The organism is Okeania sp. KiyG1 (assembly GCF_014132355.1).
Taxonomy (GTDB): Bacteria; Cyanobacteriota; Cyanobacteriia; order Cyanobacteriales; family Microcoleaceae; genus Okeania.
In genome coordinates, this window is the sequence record NZ_BLZO01000161.1 from 1 (window position 1) to 22,458 (window position 22,458).

Below are 22,458 nucleotides of genomic sequence, written 5' to 3' on the forward strand. Positions count from 1 at the left end.
TTTCCATTGGGTCATTGCTATGGAAGGGAAGCTGTTTAGTGAGCATTTGATAGAAGGTGACACCCAAGGAGTAGAAGTCACTGCGATAGTCTATGCAGCGGTTCATGCGTCCAGTTTGTTCTGGAGATATATAAGCTAGAGTGCCTTCTATATAATTTGGGTTGATGATGCTCTGAGTTTCTGTTTCTAGACGGGTGGCAATGCTGAAGTCGATGATTTTTGTTTTTGTGTGGTGGTTTGGATCAGGATGTTGTGGGGTTTAATATCTTTGTGGATGATTTGTTGTTGATGTATTTTATCTAGGGTTTCACTAAGTTGGATGGCTATATTGAGAAATTGGAAAATTGCGATCGATGAGTCTGTTATATATTGTTTGAGAGATAGGGAGTTGAAGTATTCGAGGACGAGGATGAGGCGATATTCTTGGTGGATCAGGTCTATGGATTTGACAATTCCTTCAAAGTTGAGGTTTTTGAGGATATTGTATTCATGTCTAATACGCGCAATTTCTTCTGGAGCTGGGTATTCAGAAGTTTGCGTTTTGAGGACAACTCGGGTAGAATCAGACTGACGTAATGCCCTATATAATATGTTATTGTTGCCTTGGTATAAGGTTTGTAAATTTGAATAGCCAGGGAGAGTTAGCATAGTTTTTATTTTTTGGAGATTGTTCAGCAAGAACATTGAAAGGTAGGGGAGAAAAAAAGAGTGAATTATGTCTAGTAGTCTAGTACCTAAAAAGTACTAATGTTAAGTTTATTTTAATTTTATTTCATCAACTTGTCGATCGTCAAGAAAAAATCTCAGATAGAGAAAGAAATCAGTAATGAAAGATGCTTCAATAATTGATAATTGATAATGGATAATTGATAATTACCTCTCCCTAAAAGGAAGAGGATTGAATCAAAGGAAAATTTTTTCTCTCTTGGTCGATTGGATATGGCGAGGTTTCCTCGCCATCCCTCGACCGCTTGTTTCTCCTTAAAAGGAGAGGCTTTAAACCTTAATTATTCGGTAAAATTTTGCCTCTATTACACCATAAATACTATTTTATGCATCAGTAAATATATCGTTTTATGTTAAATATAGCAATCAGGAATGAGTTGTGAGAATTGAGATATTCCTTAAAAGTATAGAATATAGCAATTATTATATTCATATGATATGTTTTTTTCGTATCTGCTCAATAAATGGGGGCGGACTATCAGTTTAGGAATGATTTTACGCCATTTGAGGCTTGCCATTTACAGATTTACCCCGGATTATTGAGCGGTTACTTTTTTTTCTTCTTCTCTGTTCCCAGATCCCAGATCCCAGATCCGGTGTTCCCTAAAAGTTTTCAATATCTCACAACTCAAATCATATTGCTATATTAAGACTTTGAAAAAACATATATACCCGCATCTTTAATAGTGATATCAAATCCGTTTAATTGGACATAATTCTTCAATCGTCATAACTACGCTCATCTTTATAATTATTTCTCCTCCTGACTCCTGACTCCTGACTTCCAGCCGTTTTGCTAGGGCACAACTTTCCTATCTTTCCCCCTACTCCCTACTCCCTACTCCCTACTCCCTACTCCCTCATTTGGTGGAGATGTCTACTTCTTCAAGGCTAATTGACTAGGCACGATATAATCCAAGAGTTATCATTTTTGAAGCCTACCTTTATCTGATAGAAAAACGAGAGTAAGATTAACTTGGATGCTTATGAATGTACAGATTATTTCAATCTGTCTAAATTATGCGAAATTAATATGTTTACAAACAGGGTGATAGATGGTCGCTATCGGGAAAAGCGAGAATGGTTAACGGTTATTCTAAAAATGCGATATTCGGTCATTCCAGCTATTATTTTGCGGGTGACATTTTGCGGATTTTTTGGCTTTTTAATTTCTTTACTTGACTATTTTAATTTTCCTGTGACTTTGCCGACTAAAAGTAGTATTGTTCCTAGTTTAGTCTTGGGTTTACTATTAGTTTTTAGAACAAATACGGCTTATGAAAGATTCTGGCAAGGTCGGCAATTGTGGGGGAAAATAGTGAATACAGTTCGTAATTTTGCCCGACAAATTTGGGTTTCTGTTGAAGAAAATGAACCAGCAGACAGAAAAGTAAAAGAGGAAATAATCAGGTTATTAGTAGCCTTTGCTATCGCTGGTAAATTATATTTGCGTGGTCAGAGTGTAAATAGAGAATTAGAGGGATATATGCCTAAAAAGTGGTATGAAAAGCTCAAAACAATGAATCATCCTCCTATTCATATTGCTTTTTGGATTAGTGATTATCTCCAGTATCAATATGAACGTGGTTGTATTAATCCTTATCAACTTACTGCTATGTTTAAAATGTTGGATAGAATGGTTGAAGCATTAACTGGTTGTGAGGGAATTTTAAATACACCAATTCCTTTAGCATATTCAATTCATCTGAGGCAATTATTGTTAATTTATTGTTTGTCATTACCTTTTCAAATAGTTAATGAGTTTCATTTTTGGACTGGTGTAGTAGTTGCCTTAATCAGTTTTACAGTATTTGGAATTGAAGAAATTGCTCTAGAAATAGAAAATCCTTTCGGTTACGATCCTAATGATTTACCTTTAGATGCTATTTGTATTGCAATGCACCGCAATATTGAAGATTTAATTACTTTAGCGCCTAGTGCAGCTACGCGGAAGTTAAAAGTCAAAAGTTAAAATTCAAAAGTCAATCATTTTTGATTTGTAATTGTTTTAGGATTTTGTAACCAGTTATTTCCGCCATCTTGCAGTAGTGTTAGACATTGGAAGCGGACGCCTTTTAATTTAGAATCCCATCATTTTTTTAAAAGCGTTCAGCGGTAAGCTTTGTGCGGAAAGCGGAGCATTCCGTCAGGAAAAGCTTTTTTTTATGTACAAAATTATACATATTTAATTTGTGTTTTGTGGTAAAAGCGATCGCTATTAATTATGTTTCATAATTTTGCCTAAATTGCAACAAAAGAAAAAGTTATGTTAAGATTTACAAAATACAGTTATAGATAGAGTTAATAGCGCTCTAAATCCAGAGTGGCTGAGGATTGTATCTATCTCTGTTTTGCAGAGATGGCTTTAATGCTATAGCAGGGAACGAGTTGGTTTTTGACAGAGATTGATGATGAACCTGAGACAGAGAAAATTTGGTTGTGCGTCAAGAAAGTGTGGTTCGTGTGGGGAGGGTGGACCCACCCCTAACCCCTCCTGGGAGGGGAATGTGGGGAGGGTGGACCCACCCTAACCCCTCCTGGGAGGGGAATTTGGGGAGGGTGGGGAGACGTCCGAAAGTAGGAGGAATAATTCTACCTGTATCTTTTCCTAACTTTTTGGTCCAAGAAGCTTAAATATTTGCACCCCCTTCGCGACAAAAATGCGCTAAACCTTTATATCTCAGTGCTTTTAGATTAGATTCGCACTTTTGCAAACCTTACTTATCCCACACATTACGCGCTCTGCACAACCGAAAATTTTTTGCTACTGTTCTCTGTTCTCTGTTCTCTGTTCTCTGTTCTCTGTTCCCTGCTATATATCTGCTTAATTTTAATATCCGCAATAATTTATGACTTTCACTCATCAAATCAAATGATTAACAATATTAATTTGACCTTGAGTTTACGGAGATTAGCTACAATTGTAGCTGTATCAATTTTGACATTAACTCTAATATCTGCCTTGTCTGGAGCATTGCTAGCGTTTAATTATCAACCCACCGCAGGTGGTGCTTACAAATCTCTAGAAATGATTACCAGTGAAGTTCCTTTCGGATGGATAATTCGAGATTTACACAATTATGCTGGTAACAGTATCATTATACTCGGCTTAATTCAAATAGTAATTATGTTTTTAAGTCGGCAGTTTCGCTCTGGTTGGTTGATTGCTTGGATGAGTGGAATTTTCCTTGTTTTAGTGGCAATTGGTTTGGGTTGGACAGCGATGATTCTTGACTGGTCTCAAGAAGGTTTTTGGAGATTTTCTATAGAATTATCTACTGTGGAAACTATTCCTTTAATTGGTTCTTTACTACGATATATTTTAACGGGTGGTAATGGTATTAGTACTATGACTGTATTGCGTCAGTACAGCTTACATAGTTATTTTTTACCTATACCAGCGATCGCTTTAGCATTTACTCATTTAGGTGGTTTGATTTGGCAGTTAGTTCAAGACAACAAAAATCAATTAGATAATAATGAACAGCAGGAAACAGGACAAGGTTTTAATCCTTCAGCATCATAGATAAAATTAGCACAAAACTATTCCCGGAAAAAAAAGAGTAATTCAATCATTTCTATTCATCTCTCCAGATTGATTTCTGGAGAGATTTTTCTGTTGGAATAGGAATTGCTGGTTGCTTTGATATAGCAAGCAAGAAGTAATGGTGGGCAAAACTTTCTTCATTTTAAGATTTATCATCTATCTCTTTCCTAAACAAACCTTTATTTGCTGTATAATTAGTCCTATTGTGAGAACTTATAGATGAAAATCTTTGATATAAAAGAGAGCTTAATATAATTGTTTTTCTGACGTTGGTTTTAGATAATTTACTACGATCCTCATTTTTATTTATTCAAAAAAAATATTATCATACTATGATTAATAGTATAAGTATTATAAAAAATGGGAAAAAGTTTGGCCAATATATAAATTTTTTTGACATTGATAAAAAATATTGAACATAGATGATTTACTATATGGTAAAGGATAAAAAATTGATTGAAAAAATTAGTAAACAAGATGGAAAAGAATAAAATTGATATCGCAGTTATTTATGAGCAGGCACTTGCTCGTTACCAATGGGCAGATTATTATGGGGCGATCGCTGATTATACGACAGTGATAGAGATTGAATCAAATAATGCAGAGCTTTACTACCATAGAGGTATTGCTAAACATCAAATAGAAGATTATCAAGGTGCAATTTTTGACTATAGCGAAGCGATTAGAATTAATCCCAGTAATAGTGATTTCTATAATAATCGTGGTTTAGCACTTTCTCAAATGGGGTATCATACCGAAGCGACCGCTGACTTAGATGAAGCACTCCGACTTAATCCTAATGATGCTGATAGTTATTACAATAGAGGTTTTGTATATGAAGCAATGGCAGATTATGAAAAAGCTATTGCCTCATACACAGAAACACTAAAAATAAATCCTGATTATAATGAAGCTAATCAAAAACTAGAGTATCTGTTTTCTCTGCTTGAGAGTCAGAACGCAGTAGTAGCAGAAGAAACAGCAGCAGTAGCAGAAGAAACAACAGCAGTAGCAGAAGAAACAACAGCAGTAACAGAAGAAACAACAGCAGTAACAGAAGAAACAACAGCAGTAACAGAAGAAACAACAGTAGTAGCAGAAGAAACAACAGCAGTAACAGAAGAAACAACAGCAGTAGCAGAAGAAACAACAGCAGTAGCAGAAGAAACAACAGCAGTAACAGAAGAAACAACAGCAGTAGCAGAAGAAACAACAGCAGTAGCAGAAGAAACAACAGCAGTAGCAGAAGAAACAACAGCAGTAGCAGAAGAAACAACAGCAGTAACAGAAGAAACAACAGCAGTAGCAGAAGAAACAACAGCAGTAATAGAAGAAACAACAGCAGTAACAGAAGAAACAACAGCAGTAGCAGAAGAAACAACAGCAGTAACAGAAGAAACAACAGTAGTAGCACCACAGACTGAGATTGAGGAGGAGATTTCTCCACCAGTTGTAGTAGAGGAGACTTTACCACAGAAACCAGAAACAGAAGTGGAGACTAAGAAATCTCCTAATTCAGCTAAACCACCTATGAAAAGCGTGTTACATCGCTATTTGCAGAAAGGTCGAACGGTAAATAAGACTTCAACAAAGAAACAAAAAAATGATGTGGAGACCAATAAATCTCCAGATGTATCTGTGGAGGAGACTACAGCAAAAATACCACGGACAGATATAGAAAAGGAAAAATCTCCAGATGTATCTGTGGAGGAAACTATAGTAGAAATACCACGGACTCAGACCAATAAATCTCCAGATGTATCTGTGGAGGAGACTACAGCAAAAATACCACGGACAGAGATAGAAAAGGAAAAATCTCCAGATGTATCTGTGGAGGAAACTATAGTAGAAATACCACGGACTCAGACCAATAAATCTCCAGATGTATCTGTGGAGGAGACTACAGCAAAAATACCACGGACAGATATAGAAAAGGAAAAATCTCCAGATGTATCTGTGGAGGAAACTATAGTAGAAATACCACGGACTCAGACCAATAAATCTCCAGATGTATCTGTGGAGGAGACTACAGCAAAAATACCACAGACAGAGATAGAAAAGGAAAAATCTCCAGATGTATCTGTGGAGGAAACTATAGCAGAAAGACCACAGACAGAGATAGAAAAGGAAAAATCTCCAGAAACATCAGACATCTCCGATAATTCATCTAACTCCCTTGTGAATAATTTGTTAAATCGTTATTTACGGAGAGATCGATCGGTAGAGGAGACTTTACCACAGACATCAGAAACAGAAGTGGAGCAGTCAACACCAGTATCTGTAGAGGAACCACAGACACCAGAAACAAAAGTAGAGCAGTCAACACCAGTATCTGTAGAGGAACCACAGACACCAGAAACAAAAGTAGAGCAGTCAACACCAGTATCTGTAGAGGAACCACAGACATCAGAAACAAAAGTGGAGCAGTCAACACCAGTGTCTGTAGAGGAACCACAGACACCAGAAACAGAAGTGGAGCAGTCAACACCAGCAATTTTGAAGGATGTTTTACCCCTGACACCAAAAAATGATGTTTCTAATTTTAAAGATAGTGATGCTCGCTACAAGCAAAAAGAAGTTCTGCCTCAAGAACAAGATCCTCAAGAAACTATCGCTAATTTAACTGAAGCACTTCGACTTAATCCAGCCGATATTTACTACAACAGAGGTAAAGCACAGTCTCAAATAGGAAATTATCAGGAGGCGATCGCCGATCTGAGTGAAGCACTCACATTGAATCTCAATCCAGATCAAACTTATACCAGTTATAATGAAAGAGGTATTGCTTATTCACATTTAGAAGATTATCAGAAGGCACTTGCTGATTTTACTATTGCGATTAACATGGGTCATAGCGGTCCTGACGCTTGGCACAACCGAGGAAATCTTCACTCTATCATGGGCAATTATGAGGAGGCGATCGCCGATCTGACTACAGTGATAAAATCTCATCCAAAAGATGCTGATGCCTATAATAATCGAGGTATTTGTCTTTATGAAATGAAGGATGTTCATGGGGCAGTCTCTGATTTTACTGAGGCAATTAAGATTAATCAGAATTATGCAGATGCTTATATTAATCGAGGCATTTCTAGTTATGAAATAGGGGATTATCAGCAGGCAATAGATGATTATACAGAAGCAATTAGACTGGAACCAACATATGCTAAAATTTATAATTCCCTTGGACGAAAGTTAGATCGTTATTTACAGAGAGGTGGATCGGTAGAAGAGACTTTATCACAGACATCAGATAATGAGATGGAAACACCTGCAGAAGCAGTTTTGAAGGATGTTTTGCCCCTGGCACCAAAGATTGATGCTCGCTACAAGCAAACACAAATTCTGCCTCAAGAAAAAGGTCCTCAAGAAACTATCGCTAATTTAACTGAAGCACTTCAACTTAATCCAGCCGATATTTACTACAACAGAGGTAAAGCACAGTCTCAAATAGGAAATTATCGGGAGGCGATCGCCGATCTGAGTGAAGCACTCACATTGAATCTCGATCCAGATCGAACTTATTCCAGTTATAATGAAAGAGCTGTTGCTTATTCACATTTAGAAGATTATCAGAAGGCACTTGCTGATTTTACTATTGCTATTAACATGGACCCTAGCAATCCTAACGCTTGTCACAACCGAGGAAGTCTTCACTCTGTTATGGGAAATTATGAGGAGGCGATCGCAGATTTTACGACAGTTATCAAATCTCAACCCAAAGATGCTGATGCCTATAATAATCGAGGTATTTGTCTTTATGAAATGAAGGATTTTTATGGGGCGATTTCTGATTTTACTGAGGCAATTAAGATTAATCAAAATTATGCAGATGCTTATAATAATCGAGGCATTTCTAATTATGAAATAGGGGATTATCAGCAGGCAATAGATGATTATACAGAAGCAATTAAGCTTGAACCAAAAGATGCTAAAACTTATTATAATCGTGGTATTCTTCTTTACTTTACCAAAAAATATCAAGAGGCAATAGATGACTTTAACAAAGCAGCCGAACTTTATCAACAGCAAGGAAAAAAAGAGGATTATCAGGAAGTGATGAAAATGATTAGAAAATTAAAGAATTAAAGAATATTGAGGAGTCAGGAGTCAGGAGTCAGGAGGGAAGAAGAAGGAGTTTCAGGGTATTAAGTAGGAGAAAGTTTTTTGTCATGCTATTATCCGGATATAACATAATACTCTATTAGGAGCGTTGCTGATTCTGGGTATGATGCAAGCCCCCCTAGCCCCCCAAAATTGGGGGGAATAAAACTCTAAAAGTCCCCCTTAATCCCCCTCCTGTCCCCCTGTGTAATCCCCCTCCCGTCCCCCTTGGAAAGGGGGAGGCTAGATGTTGCTTCGCTTTTTGTTGAATGGGGGAAGCCAGAAGATGCTTCGCTTTTGAACGATGGGAAGCCAGAGGATGCTGCGCTTTTTGTTGAATGGGGGATGCGCGGGGGCGAAGGCGAGAACCAAACAATCGCACATTCATACTTCAATTCAGCAACGCCCTATTATATCAAATCCGGTTGAATACTTATTATATGAGATGGGGAGATGGGGAGATGGGGGATGGGGAGATTTAAGGCGAGAAAGTGTGGATAGAATTATAAACATATACTGTATAATCGGATTCTATATTAGGAGTAAATATTTATACTAATAGACATCTCCGATAATAAAAAATCAAATAAATTATCGCACATAAAAAATCAATTCTTTCCCCCTACTACTCCCTACTCCCTCTTTTCCGGAGAGGTCTAATGAGTTAAATATTTTTATCCAAAACAAAATGCAATTTAACACTTTTGTCTCATCTCTCAATGATTTAAAACGGTGTGCTAACGCTCCTAAATTACAAGAGGTTTTATTAGAACCTACATTACTTGCCAAACAAGGGCAACTTTCACAAGAAAAATTACTGTTGTTAGCATCAACAGCAGTAGAGTTTGGTTTGCGCCCCGTGTTGGTGTGGGATATTCTGATGCCAGAACAGGTGATGAATGGAATTTGCGAGCAACTAACTCAGTGGGATCTTAGCAAGTTTGAGGCAATTCGGGTTTGCGATCCAGGTGCGGCCTGGTGGCTGAAAATTCATTATCCAACTATAGCGCTACAATTTGTTGTGGAAACAGGTAATCACAATTTAGAAGCGTTACGGGGTTGGTGCGATATTTTTTCTGATTCTTTGGAACGTTTAATACTATCCATTGAACTGCCAGAACAAAAACTTATTGAATATTGCCAAACTCTTCCTATCGGTTGCGAAGTTTTGGGAGTGGGGCAAATTTTGTTGTTTTATTCGCCACGTTCCCTACTATCTCCACATTTATTAAATTCTGAGTCTAAGGAAAAAGTACGTCTGCAAACTACAGTGTCATCGGAAGATAGCAATAACCGACCTTTCCCTACTTTGGAAACGGTGCATGGTACGTTTATGTTTTTGGATAAAGACCAGTTTATTCTGGATAAACTCGATCGCTTACAGGAAGTTGGTTTGCATACTGTCTGTTTGGACTTGCGACATTTGGGGAAAGGTGCTGATGTAGCAGTAGATGTTGAGCAAATTTGTAGTCAGATTTTAACTGACCCCATTTCTTTGCGCAAAAATTGGCCAAGACCTACGCGATCGCCTTTTTTTAATGCCAACCGTACTACTTCTATATTTTCTCGGATGAAGTCTAAGCATAAGTTAATTCAGTATCGACAAGAAGTTGGTTTAGCAGAGGTTTTAGCAGGAGAGAGTGGGAATTATGTTGTGTTTCATTCTTTGCGTTCTTTTGCTGTTTCTCAAGTGGAGAAAATAATTGTACCTACTGGGGAAGAAATAGAGATTCCAGAAGACATAGTATTTCGTAACTTAAATGGTGAGGTAATTGAGTCATGCGATCGCGAACAAATTATCATTACAGACTGGATAAAAAAAGCTATGCCAGGTTCGTTATTGTTGGGGAAAAATTGGGAGTAGGGGAGTGGGGGAGTGGGGGAGTAGGGGAGTGGGGACTGAGGACTGACTACGGATGCCAAAAGCACATACCGCCTGCAAAGATACTATAGCAGTCGCCAATATAGTTAGGGCATCGGGTAATTATGATTATTTATGACGCGAGCAAGATGCTCGCACTAATTGTCAAACATAAACCTGGCAGTTGCTATAAATGGGTTCTATAAATACGGGACACAAAATAACAACTACAAGTATTATAGGGACATTCCATAGAAAGTCCCTACAGTGGTCTAACAATAATGGAACTGTATAACCAAATTTGATATTATTTACCGAAAAATTAAGGTATAAAGCCTCTCCATTCATGGAGAAAAAAGCGGTCGAGGGATGGCGAGGAAACCTGCGCCATATCCAATCGACCAAGAGAAGAAAAAAATTCCTTTTAACCCAATCCTATCCATTTTCAAGGAGAGGTAATTCTAAATTCTAAATTCTAAATTCTAAATTCTAAATTCTAAATTCTAAATTCTAAATTCTAAATTCTAAATTCTAAATTCTTGAAGCTCTAATTAAAACTCCTGGTTCTTTCTGTATAGGCAAAATATCTAAGGTGTCAGTTTGAGAGCAATATTTGAGGTCTTCATAACATTCTAAGCGTTGGAGGCGTTTGCCATGACTGGCAGAATTTAATAGTTCATATAATTTTTGCTCCCACTGAAGATAGAGGGATATTGCGCCAAATACTTCATCATTTCCTACAGTTTCATCTGGGAGAGAATTAGTTTCTGTAATTAGAGTATGAGCGATCGCTCCTGCACAGACTGTATCTTCCAATGAATAACTACCTTCCCACCCAGACCCCAAGATCCAAATAGTTTCTGGTTTGTTGGTTTTGAGATATTCAACTACGGAGCGACGGTTGACAAGTGCTGCTGCTAGGACAACTTTAGCATTTTGAATGCGCTGAAGACAACGAGTGCCATTAGTAGTAGTCATAAATAAGCGTTTATCTTTGACTGCTTCTGAAGTAAAGTTGAGGGGTGAGTTGCCTTCATCACAACCTTCTACTTTTTTGCCTCCTCTTTCTCCTACACGAATGCGTTTGTCAGCAGGCCATTTTTCGCTGACTGCCATTAATTCTTGAACGTCGCTAAATACTTGTACTGCTTCTGCACCTGCATTTAATGCTGTGGCCATTGTTGTTGTAGCTCTGAGGACATCAACCGCGATCGCGCAGTCTGGCATATTTTCGGTGGGGGTTTCTTCGGGAGTGTGGTAGATGAATATTTTCACGATTAAATTCCTCAAATATTAACTATAATTATTTATAGCGCGTAGTGCTAGGCAATAGGGAATAAGAGAGAGCAAGAGGAACAATTCCCTTCTCTTCTCCCCCCTTTGAAAGCTATGCTTTATAAACATCTTTCTTAATATAAAACTTGACAAAAATATCATTTGATGTATTAGAGTCTGAAAGCTCCTAGTGTCGTTGTGATCGCAACAACAAAAAACAACTTTTAGGAGTACACAAGTTAGTCAAGTTGTCAAAGCTTGTAAAACCAACAAAATGCTCGTAAGCTTTTGATAATAGGCATTATCCACTTATGTAAAGAATTTTGCTTATAATCGATAGCTTTGAAAGGGGGGTAGGGGGGATGGCCTTTCCTGATAACATCAAAAAAGTGGCGTTTTTACCCCCTGCATTATCAGGTAGATGTTCACACGCCACTTTATTCAATTAATTTATTGACCTAGAGCGAGAAAAAACTAGGCTTCGCTCTCAATGTAAATGAACAATAAACCCATAACTACAATTGGCATTAACCAGGTAACTACAGGAATTAAAATCCAAGGTAAGTAAGATGCTGCATAAGAACCAGTCATTTCAAATTCTCCTTAAATTACACTATTTCAAAGTAGGTGATTATTTGATTTAATCAAAATTTTACTTGTTTTTGGCAAAATTTGACTGTAATTATTTCACCCATTAAAGCCAGACGTAAATGTAAAAATCAGATTTACATCTTCAATTATTTAAGAGGTATTTAGTTATTAACTAAACCACGGAAAATAGAGTCTACAACTTCAAAGTTTTCTAGTAGGAAAAATGCCACAACGGCACCACCCATTGCACCAATGAAGAAACCACCAGTAAATTGACTCCAACCTTCAGAAGTCTTTAATGGGTCTGCTCCTTCAGGACTTTCTCCTTGAAAGGAAACTAGGCCATAAGCAGATAGACAAATGGTGGCAATTAGAACTAGAGCGATCGCGGAAATTAGTCCACCTAAGTTAGCAACTGCAGAATCCCGTAATGGACCGAGTTTTGTCCAAGGACCAACGATAAAATAACCGTGGGCCATACCTACTTCTAGGCCCCGTAGAATTGGAGATAGACCTTGACGGTAGATAGGTAGATTACCGATAAATGCTCTGGTAAAGTCAGAATCACTGATGGGAGTAGATAAATGACCAACGAAAGGGTCTCCGTTATAGGGTTGAACAAATCCTGTATCTGTAGCTTCTGGCATACTTAATTCTTTCCTCTGAGTAGGAGTTCAAAAATCTTTAGAAGATATTAAGCTCATATTTTACGAGGTCGGTGCATTCTATTCTCAAAATTGGTTTTCAACTTTAAAAAATTAATCTAATCTAGTTATTTTTAATATTTTTTGATTTTTATTTATTAAATATGGCTTGCTGATTAAACCTAAAAGTATTTATAGCAGGACTTACGCAGAACCGCGATATCTAGTAGGGGCGAATGGCATTCGCCCCCTACTGATACCGTATTGTCTAAGAATTTGCGTAAGTCCTGTATAGATAAAGGTAAGTGCCTTTTTAAGTATCAAAAAGTGGGAGGTATTAGGTGGTAATGGTTCAAAAATTTAGGATTTTGGTCAATAGTTGGGCCGAAAAATCATTCTGACAATTCTTACTCCTACCTCCTCTAACTCCTGTTTTCCCCTCCAGGGAGGGGCTAGGGTGGGTTTTCCCCTCCAGGGAGGGGTTAGGGGTGGGTTTTCCCCTCCAGGGAGGGGTTATGGGTGGGTTGTCTCCTCCCCTTACCAAAAGACTTCCATAAGCAAACCCTAAATATGGCTACGATACAATAGCGCTAGTCTTTTTGGAGAGACCCCAAGTAGATAAGCAATAATAACTATTTGATTAATTAAAGTAGTTTTGAGTATTCCTAATTTTTGCCACCGACGGCCAGAGGTGAATACTGGAGCTGGTACAATTGCTATTTGTCCTCTTTTTTTTAACTGTCGTATCAATTCAAAATCTTCCATAATTGGTATTTCTGGGAAACCACCAATTTCTTGAAAAATTTTGGCAGGGAGAAAAATTCCTTGGTCTCCATAAGGCATTTGCAAATAACGCGACCGCCAATTTACCATTCTTTCAACTATTCGTAAACCTTTTGTTGTTCCTCTAATACTTAGTTCAAAAGCACCTGCAATAATTTTTGGTTTGACCAATATCTCTTCCAACATTCGGTCAAAATTTGAAGGTAAAAGAGTATCTCCATGTAAAAATAAAAGAATTTTTCCCCTTGCTATTTTTGCTCCACAATTCATCTGAGTAGCACGACCAGGAACAGAAGAAATAATTTGGATATTTAAACATTTAATCAGCTCAATTGTTCCATCATTACTACCACCATCAACAACTATTATTTCTATATTTTTATCTTTTGCCGTTTGAGCTGTTGAAATTGTTTGTGTAATCGTATTAACTTCATTTAAAACAGGAATAATAATCGAAATATTGGTCATTTCAGTTATCAGTTATCAGTTATCAGTTATTAGTACCGACTGCTATTTGCGCAGCATGACTTAGGAAAGCAGGGGTAATAAAATACTGAAGTTTATTTTTTTTCATCGGCTTCATCGGCGTTGCTGATTCTGGGTATGATGCAAGCCCCCCTAACCCCCCAATTTTGGGGGGAATAAAACTCTAAAAGTCCCCCATTTTTGGGGGATTTAGGGGGCTTGAGCAGTTATCAGTTATCAGTTATCAGTTATCAGTACCGACCGCTTTTTGCCCAGCATGACTTAGGAAAGCAGGGGTAGTAAAATACTGAAGTTTATTTTTTTTCATCGGCGTTGCTGATTTTGGGTATGATGCAGAGCTACCCTAACCCCCCAATTTTGGGGGGAATAAAACTCTAAAAGTCCCCCTTAATCTCCCTCCCGTCCCCCGCAGGATCGGGGGAAGCCAGAGGATGCTGCGCTTTTTGTTGAATGGGGGACCAGCGGGGGCTTGAGCAGAACCAAACAATCGCACATTCATACTTCAATTCAGCAACGCCTTTTTATCACTATTTAAGCGAATTAAATTTAAAATTTAATGATAATTAAATGTGTATTAGTTAATTTTAAACTGTAAATTTTCTAAATCTTCTGGACGGTCAACATCAGAAAGCTTAGGTAAATAGTCAATTACTAACTTCAAATTTTGAGCGATCGCTACAGTTTTTGACAATACTTCAGACGTTCCCCAATTAATTCCTTGAAATAATTCTGGAGTAATTTTTCTCAGACCAATTAAATAATAACCTCCATCTGTTGCGGGACCAATTATTACATCAGATTGAGTCAGTTTAGTAAAAGCTTGTAAAATAATTTCAGGAGTCAAACTAGGGCAATCTATACCAATAATAATAGCAGATTTCATCCCTTGATTAAAAGCAGATTGAAACGCTCTTGCCATACGTTCCCCTAAATCCCCCATACCTTGTTCTTGATATTTTAAATCTGACCCTAACCAATTTTTCATTAATTGTAAATCGCCACCTACAAATCTAACTTCAACAGATAATGAAATTAAATTCAATAACTTATTAGCTTTTTTTACAGTTGTTTCAGTCATCTGACATTGCAAATTTGCTGCACCTTCAGGTCCCAAAGCAGGTATTAATCGTGTTTTGGTTTTTCCTGGTTCTGGATAGCGAGTAAAAATAATTAGTTGTTGATGTTCCATAGTGATACAATATAAGCTAGATTTAAATCTATTTTTGAGAATAAATTTGAGTTCAATTCTACAACAAATAAGTAAACAAAACTTTAGTATAGTTATTCACTATGTCATTTCAGTTATCAGTTATCAGTTATCAGTACCTCTAGCTGTTTGCGCAGCATGACCTAGAAAAGCCTTATGCTTGACATAAGAAATATTCCCTTTTCTCTTGGTCAATTCGATATGGTAGACCGCTTTTTATACCCTTAAAAGGAGAGGCTATTGACAAAAAAAAATCGGTAAAAAAAACGATTAGATAGATTAGATTTAGCAAATAGCAGCTAATATTTAAAGTATTCCAAATATTTCTATTCAGCAATTAACAATTAATAATTACCTCTTCTTAAAATGGATAGGATTGACTAAAAGGATTTTTTTTTATTTTATCCCCTTAAAAGGAAGCCTTCAAGGCGTGAATTGTTGAATGAATAATTATTAACTATCAGCTCTTAATTATTCATTATTCATTATTCATTATTCATTACTCGGTAATTCAGAGAAAATAATATTGGCAAAACAAAACAAAAATGACAGATAATCTAGAAAAATTGAGCAAAATTGCCATTGTTGGAGATGTTCACGATCAATGGGAACCAGAAGATGAAATAGCCCTCAAATATCTAGGGGTTGACTTAGTACTATTTGTGGGAGATTTTGGTAATGAAGCAGTAGAGGTTGTAGAAGCGATCGCTGCTATTGATATTCCTAAAGCAGCAGTTTTTGGTAATCACGATGCTTGGTATACCGCAACAGAATGGGGCAGAAAAAAATGCCCTTATGACCAAACTCAAGAAGATAGAGTGCAGCAACAAATAGATTTATTTGGAGAAGCTCATGTAGGTTATGGAAAGCGAGATTTTCCAGAGTTAGACTTGACAGTTATTGGCACTCGTCCTTTCAGTTGGGGAGGTCCAGAATGGAAATATCAAGATTTTTATCGGGAAAGATTTGGGGTCAATAGTTTTGAGGAATCTACTAATTTAATAGTGAAGGCTGTGGAGAATGCAGTATGCCAAAATATAATTTTTCTTGGTCATAATGGGCCTACTGGTTTAGGAGATGCCCCCGAAGACCCAGTGGGACGTGACTGGCCACCGAGAGGAGGAGATTTCGGCGACCCTGATTTTAGGGATGCCATTGTCAAATCTCGGCAATTGGGCAAGAAGATTCCCTTAGTGACTTTTGGTCATATGCACCATAGATTACGACATACTCAGGAAAGGTTGCGTAAGCGTTTTGATGTAGACAGCGAAGGGACATTATATTTGAATGCAGCAAGTGTGCCACGCATCATGGAAATTGATGGCCATAAAAAACGGAATTTCTCAATTGTATCTATGAAGGCAGGTATGATATCTCAAGCTGCTTTGGTTTGGGTTGGCCATGATTTTACAGTAGTTTCTGAAGAAATTTTATATTCCCCATCAAAATCTGTTGTTGAGTCTGTACAAGTGCTATAATAAATAAATGTCAAAATAGTTATAGCAGTCGAAGCAAAGTTTAGGACATTCCTAAATGCTCAAACCCAGTCAGAGATTACTTCTGACTTCTAATTTGCGTTTAGGGCTATAAAGTCTCCCTACTCTTGACTTTTGACCTTTAACTTTTGACTTTTAACTTTTGACTTTTGACTTATTAATGGAGAGGTGGCAGAGTGGTCGAATGCGCTCGACTTGAAATCGAGTGAGGGTCAAACCTCCGTGGGTTCGAATCCCACCCTCTCCGTTTTTTTTTCTAACTTTAGGCGATAAGAAAGGATATTTGATCGGCTCCTACACATTTAATCGGAAACTGCTGTAAGAGTTAAACTATCGTGAAAATTATTAACTCGGAACAATCTTATACTTTCAGTAAAATCTTTGAACTCAAAATTGAACCTAAAGATTTAGCGAATTATTTCGGTTATTCCTTTGCCAGAACAAAGTTGAATTTACCTCAATATCAGGGAGATTTAGATAGAGTTAAGCAATTAAAAGAACGTATTGAGGAAATTTTACCTTATGCTTCTTTATCTAGTGAAGCAGCTAGGAGAGAAATTTTGATTTCACCTTTAATTTTCGATTTGGTTTATTATACTAAATCTGAAATTTTTATTGAATATTATATTAAAGTTAATGAACAGTTACAAGGATATTTAGATTACTTTTTAGAGAGGGCAAATGATTTATTGGTCATTGAAGCGAAAAAAGAGAATTTAGATTATGGAATGACTCAGCTTATTGCTGAATTAATTGCTTTAGAGCAATGGCAAGAAAACAAGGAACAAAACTATCTAATTGGTGCTGTAACAACAGGAAAAATTTGGGAGTTTGCCCGCTTAAATCGCGATCGAAAACAAGTTGAACAAGGTTTAGAAAGTTATCGTGTTCCTGAAGATATTGAACCTTTAATGGGAATTTTAGTCCAAGCATTATCTTAAAAGGAAGGAACAGAGAATATTTTTGATTTTTGCATTTTCCCAAGAATCACATTTTAATTAACATAAAAAAACAATGCCTAACATCACAATAAACCTACCCGATGAAATATTTTCTTCCCGTCGCCTACCACCAAAAGAATTTGTTGAAGATTTACGACTAGCTGCTGCTATTTACTGGTATCAAAAAGGAGAAATTTCTCAAGAAAAAGCAGCCCAAATTGCTGGAATTAATTGCCGAGATTTTCTGCAAGCACTTGCCCGCGAACAAGTAGATGTTTTTAATGTTGATTTTAATGATTTACAAGCAGAATTAAATCGTGGCTAATTTTCCTGTTATTAATACTTCCCCATTAATTTTTTAACCAAAAGTAATTGGCTGAAATTGTTACAACAAATTTTTGATTCAACAATTATTGTTCCCCAAGCAGTCCAGTAGGGTGCGTTAATGAAATGTAACGCACCGCATATTCTATTTATGGTGCGTTAATAGAATGTAATGCACCGCCTATTTCATCTATTCATGGTGCGTTACGCTGTCGCTAACACACCCTACTTGACTCTACTGGACTCAATAATTTATTGGGCTATAGACTTCTAGTCTGCTGTTAAGTCCAGTAGGGTGCGTTAATGAAATGTAACGCACCGCCTATTCTATTTATGGTGCGTTAATAAAATGTAATGCACCGCCTATTTCATCTATTCATGGTGCGTTACGCTGTCGCTAACACACCCTACTTGACTCTACTGGACTCAATAATTTATTGGGCTATAGACTTCTAGTCTGCTGTTAAGTCCAGTAGGGTGCGTTAATGAAATGTAACGCACCGCCTATTCTATTTATGGTACGTTAATAAAATGTAATGCACCGCCTATTTCATCTATTCATGGTGCGTTACGCTGTCGCTAACACACCCTACTTGACTACTTGAATCTACTGGACTCAATAATTTATTGGGCTATAGACTTCTAGTCTGCTGTCAAGAACGCAACATCAAAAGTAATGGAGCAGGTTAATAATTTATCTGAATTAATATCAGATTTTCCTGCCCCTAAACTACTCATTTAAACCTGGGTTTAGCCATCAAAATCGAAATCTACATCGCTGTCGTCACTACCATCAGCATTTTCTGCTGCATTGAGAGCTGCACCAGTCAATTTCCTGGCTATATAACCAGCTTCTTCGCCGCCAACTTCTGTAACTACAGCTCCTACTACCGAACTAGCTGCCCAATTAAATAAAGAAGTAAGTACATTCATTAGATTATTCCTCAAATTGAACGATATTTTTTTCAGGATACCTGCCTCAATTTATGAGATGAGACTGGTATTAATTAGGTTAAGAGGCAATGGATTTTATGGATTTTTTATCTGTTAAAATTAATCTCCAAAAAGTTATCTACCTCTGGCATTAAGTCGTCATTATCACTGTTTGTTTCATCAACACCACAAGACTTTTGCTGGAAAAGACTATAATGGTGAAAATTATTGTGGTGAATATGACTTGGATGATAGAAAATTTCGCGGTCAAAATTAAATTCTGGTGGCATAATACCCCAAGTGTTTTTGACTGAAATTAGAGGTTTTCTTCTTTGCCTCATGTTCTTAATATTAGAGTAAATAACTCGCCTTGGAAATGCCAATATGTCAGTCTTGCTCTGATTCTAAATGTCTTACAATTATGTAAACTAAATCTGGCTGAATTTCTTGTCCTTCACTAATTAATTGACGGGCTAATATTGCTCCTAATTTTCTGATTGGTTCGGGTGGCTGTGTATGTTCATAGCGATAAAAATGACGTAGAGATACGCCTACCATTTTGGCAGCTTTTTCGTTGGTTATACCAAAAACAACTAATGCTTTGGGATTGAGATATTCAGCTTCCATAATTTGAGCAATTAAATCTTCTTTTGCCATGATTTGTTGAGACATTTTGACCTCGTAAAAAAGTAGAGCATTTCTCTGTTGGATGAGGTACACCTATGATCCCCCTAAATCCCCCTTAGAAAGGGGGACTTTGAAGTTTCCCCCTTTTTTTCAGAAGAGTTTTGAAGTTCTCCTTTTTTCCAGAAGAGTTTTGAAGTTCCCCTTTTCCAGAAGAGTTTTGAAGTTCCCCTTTTCCAGAAGAGTTTTGAAGTTCCCCTTTTCCAGAAGAGTTTTGAAGTTCTCCTTTTTCCAGAAGAGTTTTGAAGTCCCCCCCTTTTCAAGGGGGGTTAGGGGGGATCGAATAATCGAATATCTGTACCTCACAGATTTAAAGAATTGCTATATGACTTTTTGTCTGTATGAATTTAATAAGTCAATTGAAACTTAGGGGATATACCCCGAAGCAAGGGTTTTGAGAAATTCCTGAAAGTATTGCTATAATTGACAAAACCTAACTTCGGGGAATAAAAAGTTTGGGGATTCCCCTAAGTTTCTTTCTTAAGGAAGTTGTGGATATGCCGAGAAAATCTAAAGGACCAAAAACTAAAGAAAGGGCTAAGTTTTTATTGGAGGCTTTATTAGCTTTTGTTAATCAGGAATTAACAGATTTATCTGGTGTCGAAATAGAAGCAAACTGGCAGGGTAAAGATGCCGATCTATTTGTCAAAACTGAACTGAAATATTTGGAAAGTCTGACCGAAAAATACAAAAATAATAGTCAAAAGTTGACTAAAGAAGAAATTAGAGAAGTGCTCAAACAACTGGAAGAATTTTTACAGATTTTGGATGATAAACGGGAAAAAACTCAGGGTGCATCAGAATGGAAGTTTGTGCTGAAGTTGTGGAGTACAGATAAGCAAAGAAATTTAGAAATTTTAGACCGAGAGTGGGAGAAACGTAAGTCAAATTCTGGGGATGAGAAACTAACTAAGTCTGATGCTATCTTTCAAACTAAAAAATACTATATTCCTGGGGAGGAATATTTAAAAAATAAGGTTTTTGTGGGTAGGGAAAATGAACTTGCCGAACTCCACAAATTGCTAAAAAGTCATCAAAAGGTTGCTGTTGCTTCTGTTTCGGGAATGGGGGGTGTGGGTAAAACGGAACTTTCCCGTCGATACGCTCTTGCTCATAAGTCTGCTTACCCTGGTGGTATCTGTTGGTTGGAAGTACCTGCGGAGAATGTCGGTATTCAGATACTCAGGTTTGCTCGGAATAATCTCGGACTTACTCTACCGAAGGAGGAAGATTTAGATTTAGAGGGAAGGTTGCGCTACTGTTGGCAAAATTGGTCTGAGGGGGAGGCGTTACTTATTTATAATGATGTGACTGACTACAAATCTCAGGTAAAGCCTTTTTTGCCTCCTGACTTGTCTCGGTTTCGGGTACTGCTGACGACTCGTAAACATTTTGGTTCGGCATTTCGGGAGTTGCGTCTGGATGTGTTGAAACCTTTGGCGGCCATGGAGTTGTTAAAATTTATATTGGGTAGAGAAAGGGTTTTGCAGGAACCTTGGAAGGCAAGGGAGTTGGTGAAATGGTTGGGTTATTTGCCTCTGGCGATCGAATTGGTGGGGCGGTATTTGGATGAGTATTGGGAGTCTTTGAATAGGGATAATTTGGCTTTGACAAAAATGCTCCAGCGTTTACAGAGAAAGAGTCTGGAACATAAAGCGATGGAGGCTAATGAGTTGATTAATTATCCTCATGGTGTGGCAGAGGCGATCGCTTTGAGTTGGGATAGGTTGGATGAGAATACTCAAGTAATAGGTTTGAGGTTGGGGTTGTATGCTTTGGCTCCTTTTCGTTTGTCGTTGGATGGGATAGAGGATGATGAGGAGTTGGAGGTTTGGGAAATTGCTATTGGGGATTTGGAAAATCTGCATTTGTTGAAGGGTGTTGAGTCTGGGGTTTATAGTTTGCATCCTTTGGTGCGGGAATTTTTGCAGATGAGATTGAGAGAATATTCAGAGGCGGATGAGTTGAAGCGTGGTTTTGTTGTGACGGCTTTGGAGGCGACAAGGAAAATTCCCCAGAATATTACACTGGAGCAAGTTGAGGAAATTGAGGTAAATATTCCCCATATTGAGGAAGTGGCAGAACATTTGACTGAGTATTTGAGTGATGGTAATTTAATTGTTCCTTTTATTAGGTTAGGTAGATTTTATGAAGGTCAAGGATTTTATCCACAAGCACAACCTTGGTTAGAGAGATGTAGAGAAATAGTAGAAAAACGGCTAGATAAAAATAATCCTGATATTGCGACTGTCTATAACAATTTGGCAGGTTTATATGAATCTCAAGGAAGATATTCAGAAGCTGAACCTTTGTACCAACAAGCTATAGAAATAGACAAAATTTCCCTACCCGAAAATCATCCATCTCTTGCCAGAGACCTCAACAACTTGGCAAATTTATATTATTTTCAAGGAAGATATTCCGAAGCTGAACCTTTGTTCCAACAAGCTATAGAAATAGTCAAAATAGCTCTACCATCAAATCATCCATCCCTTGCCACCCACCTCCACAACTTGGCAAGTTTATATGAAGATCAAGGGAGATATTCAGAAGCTGAACCTTTATACTTAGAAGCTATAGAAATAGACAAAATTTCCCTACCATCAAATCATCCATCCCTTGCCACCCACCTCAACAACTTGGCAAATTTATATTATTTTCAAGGAAGATATTCCGAAGCTGAACCTTTATACTTAGAAGCTATAAAAATAGACAAAAAAGCCCTACCATCAAATCATCCATCCCTTGCCACCCACCTCAACAACTTGGCAAGTTTATATGAAGATCAAGGGAGATATTCAGAAGCTGAACCTTTGTACTTAGAAGCTATAAAAATAGACAAAATTTCCCTACCCG

Annotated in this window: 18 protein-coding genes, 1 tRNA gene, 2 pseudogenes and 1 CRISPR repeat array; of the genes and pseudogenes, 10 read left to right on the forward strand and 11 right to left on the reverse strand. The window is 37.4% G+C overall.

The features are described from left to right. Both SAGCYANO_RS36405 and SAGCYANO_RS36410 read right to left on the reverse strand, forming a co-directional pair. Nucleotides 1-217 (reverse strand): annotated as a pseudogene (locus SAGCYANO_RS36405) (serine/threonine-protein kinase PknK); the annotation flags it as partial. After that, nucleotides 187-648, reverse strand: a complete 462-nt coding sequence (locus SAGCYANO_RS36410) for a protein kinase (protein ID WP_202224497.1) — start codon at nucleotides 646-648, stop codon at nucleotides 187-189. The gene SAGCYANO_RS36410 and the pseudogene SAGCYANO_RS36405, both read right to left, overlap by 31 nt. 1,111 nt (nucleotides 649-1,759) lie before the next feature. On the opposite strand from SAGCYANO_RS36410, the gene SAGCYANO_RS36415 reads away from it, so the two are divergent. The 5 genes and pseudogenes from SAGCYANO_RS36415 to SAGCYANO_RS36450 all read left to right on the forward strand — a co-directional run bounded on the left by SAGCYANO_RS36415 (nucleotide 1,760) and on the right by SAGCYANO_RS36450 (nucleotide 10,241). Then, entirely contained in the window at nucleotides 1,760-2,698 is a 939-nt protein-coding gene (locus SAGCYANO_RS36415; protein ID WP_202224498.1) for a bestrophin family protein, read from the forward strand. A 900-nt stretch (nucleotides 2,699-3,598) separates the two neighbouring features. Next, complete coding sequence (locus SAGCYANO_RS36420; RefSeq protein WP_202224499.1) at nucleotides 3,599-4,252, forward strand: cytochrome b N-terminal domain-containing protein; 654 nt, start codon at nucleotides 3,599-3,601, stop codon at nucleotides 4,250-4,252. Between the two features lie 498 nt (nucleotides 4,253-4,750). Continuing rightward, nucleotides 4,751-5,167, forward strand: a pseudogene (locus tag SAGCYANO_RS50990) (tetratricopeptide repeat protein); the annotation flags it as partial. A gap of 726 nt (nucleotides 5,168-5,893) precedes the next feature. Then, nucleotides 5,894-6,363: direct repeats of the CRISPR family, unit length 26 nt; unit sequence AAATCTCCAGATGTATCTGTGGAGGA. A 97-nt stretch (nucleotides 6,364-6,460) separates the two neighbouring features. After that, entirely contained in the window at nucleotides 6,461-8,362 is a 1,902-nt protein-coding gene (locus tag SAGCYANO_RS46465) for a tetratricopeptide repeat protein (protein WP_237397029.1), read from the forward strand. A 703-nt stretch (nucleotides 8,363-9,065) separates the two neighbouring features. Next, nucleotides 9,066-10,241, forward strand: coding sequence for a U32 family peptidase (locus SAGCYANO_RS36450; protein WP_202224500.1), 1,176 nt, complete (start codon nucleotides 9,066-9,068; stop codon nucleotides 10,239-10,241). 528 nt (nucleotides 10,242-10,769) lie between these two features. Here SAGCYANO_RS36450 and SAGCYANO_RS36455 read toward each other — a convergent pair. The 5 genes from SAGCYANO_RS36455 to SAGCYANO_RS36475 all read right to left on the reverse strand — a co-directional run bounded on the left by SAGCYANO_RS36455 (nucleotide 10,770) and on the right by SAGCYANO_RS36475 (nucleotide 15,206). Further along, a complete protein-coding gene (locus SAGCYANO_RS36455) occupies nucleotides 10,770-11,513 on the reverse strand; it encodes a 2-phosphosulfolactate phosphatase family protein (RefSeq protein ID WP_202224501.1) in 744 nt (247 codons plus the stop codon). 474 nt (nucleotides 11,514-11,987) lie between these two features. Then, complete coding sequence (locus SAGCYANO_RS36460) at nucleotides 11,988-12,104, reverse strand: photosystem I reaction center subunit VIII (RefSeq protein ID WP_202224502.1); 117 nt, start codon at nucleotides 12,102-12,104, stop codon at nucleotides 11,988-11,990. Between the two features lie 161 nt (nucleotides 12,105-12,265). Continuing rightward, nucleotides 12,266-12,751 (reverse strand): photosystem I reaction center protein subunit XI, encoded by a 486-nt coding sequence (locus tag SAGCYANO_RS36465; RefSeq protein WP_202224503.1) that lies wholly within the window; start codon nucleotides 12,749-12,751, stop codon nucleotides 12,266-12,268. 561 nt (nucleotides 12,752-13,312) lie between these two features. Continuing rightward, entirely contained in the window at nucleotides 13,313-13,999 is a 687-nt protein-coding gene (locus SAGCYANO_RS36470) for a TIGR04283 family arsenosugar biosynthesis glycosyltransferase (RefSeq protein WP_202224504.1), read from the reverse strand. 592 nt (nucleotides 14,000-14,591) lie between these two features. Then, complete coding sequence (locus SAGCYANO_RS36475; RefSeq protein ID WP_202224505.1) at nucleotides 14,592-15,206, reverse strand: TIGR04282 family arsenosugar biosynthesis glycosyltransferase; 615 nt, start codon at nucleotides 15,204-15,206, stop codon at nucleotides 14,592-14,594. A gap of 563 nt (nucleotides 15,207-15,769) precedes the next feature. On the opposite strand from SAGCYANO_RS36475, the gene SAGCYANO_RS36480 reads away from it, so the two are divergent. The 4 genes from SAGCYANO_RS36480 to SAGCYANO_RS36495 all read left to right on the forward strand — a co-directional run bounded on the left by SAGCYANO_RS36480 (nucleotide 15,770) and on the right by SAGCYANO_RS36495 (nucleotide 17,986). After that, the gene (locus tag SAGCYANO_RS36480; RefSeq protein WP_202224506.1) at nucleotides 15,770-16,702 is read left to right on the forward strand and encodes a TIGR04168 family protein; all 933 of its coding nucleotides are present in this window, start codon (nucleotides 15,770-15,772) and stop codon (nucleotides 16,700-16,702) included. Between the two features lie 180 nt (nucleotides 16,703-16,882). Continuing rightward, a tRNA-Ser gene (locus tag SAGCYANO_RS36485) sits at nucleotides 16,883-16,967 on the forward strand. Between the two features lie 88 nt (nucleotides 16,968-17,055). Beyond that, nucleotides 17,056-17,661: a hypothetical protein gene (locus tag SAGCYANO_RS36490; RefSeq protein ID WP_202224507.1), complete on the forward strand. Its 606-nt coding sequence runs from the start codon at nucleotides 17,056-17,058 to the stop codon at nucleotides 17,659-17,661. A 73-nt stretch (nucleotides 17,662-17,734) separates the two neighbouring features. Next, nucleotides 17,735-17,986 carry a UPF0175 family protein gene (locus SAGCYANO_RS36495; RefSeq protein WP_202224508.1) on the forward strand — a complete coding sequence of 84 codons (252 nt, stop codon included), beginning with the start codon at nucleotides 17,735-17,737 and terminating at the stop codon, nucleotides 17,984-17,986. Between the two features lie 749 nt (nucleotides 17,987-18,735). Here the strand turns inward: SAGCYANO_RS36495 and SAGCYANO_RS36500 are convergent. The 4 genes from SAGCYANO_RS36500 to SAGCYANO_RS36515 all read right to left on the reverse strand — a co-directional run bounded on the left by SAGCYANO_RS36500 (nucleotide 18,736) and on the right by SAGCYANO_RS36515 (nucleotide 19,865). Further along, nucleotides 18,736-18,918 carry a hypothetical protein gene (locus tag SAGCYANO_RS36500; RefSeq protein WP_202224509.1) on the reverse strand — a complete coding sequence of 61 codons (183 nt, stop codon included), beginning with the start codon at nucleotides 18,916-18,918 and terminating at the stop codon, nucleotides 18,736-18,738. Nucleotides 18,919-19,025: 107 nt separating this feature from the next. After that, complete coding sequence (locus tag SAGCYANO_RS36505; RefSeq protein WP_202224510.1) at nucleotides 19,026-19,301, reverse strand: hypothetical protein; 276 nt, start codon at nucleotides 19,299-19,301, stop codon at nucleotides 19,026-19,028. A gap of 4 nt (nucleotides 19,302-19,305) precedes the next feature. After that, complete coding sequence (locus tag SAGCYANO_RS36510; RefSeq protein WP_202224511.1) at nucleotides 19,306-19,590, reverse strand: hypothetical protein; 285 nt, start codon at nucleotides 19,588-19,590, stop codon at nucleotides 19,306-19,308. Nucleotides 19,591-19,649: 59 nt separating this feature from the next. Further along, a complete protein-coding gene (locus tag SAGCYANO_RS36515) occupies nucleotides 19,650-19,865 on the reverse strand; it encodes a hypothetical protein (RefSeq protein ID WP_202224512.1) in 216 nt (71 codons plus the stop codon). 234 nt (nucleotides 19,866-20,099) lie between these two features. Here SAGCYANO_RS36515 and SAGCYANO_RS36520 point away from each other — a divergent pair. Continuing rightward, a partial coding sequence (locus SAGCYANO_RS36520) for a tetratricopeptide repeat protein (RefSeq protein WP_202224513.1) occupies nucleotides 20,100-22,458 on the forward strand: 2,359 nt, incomplete at its 3' end.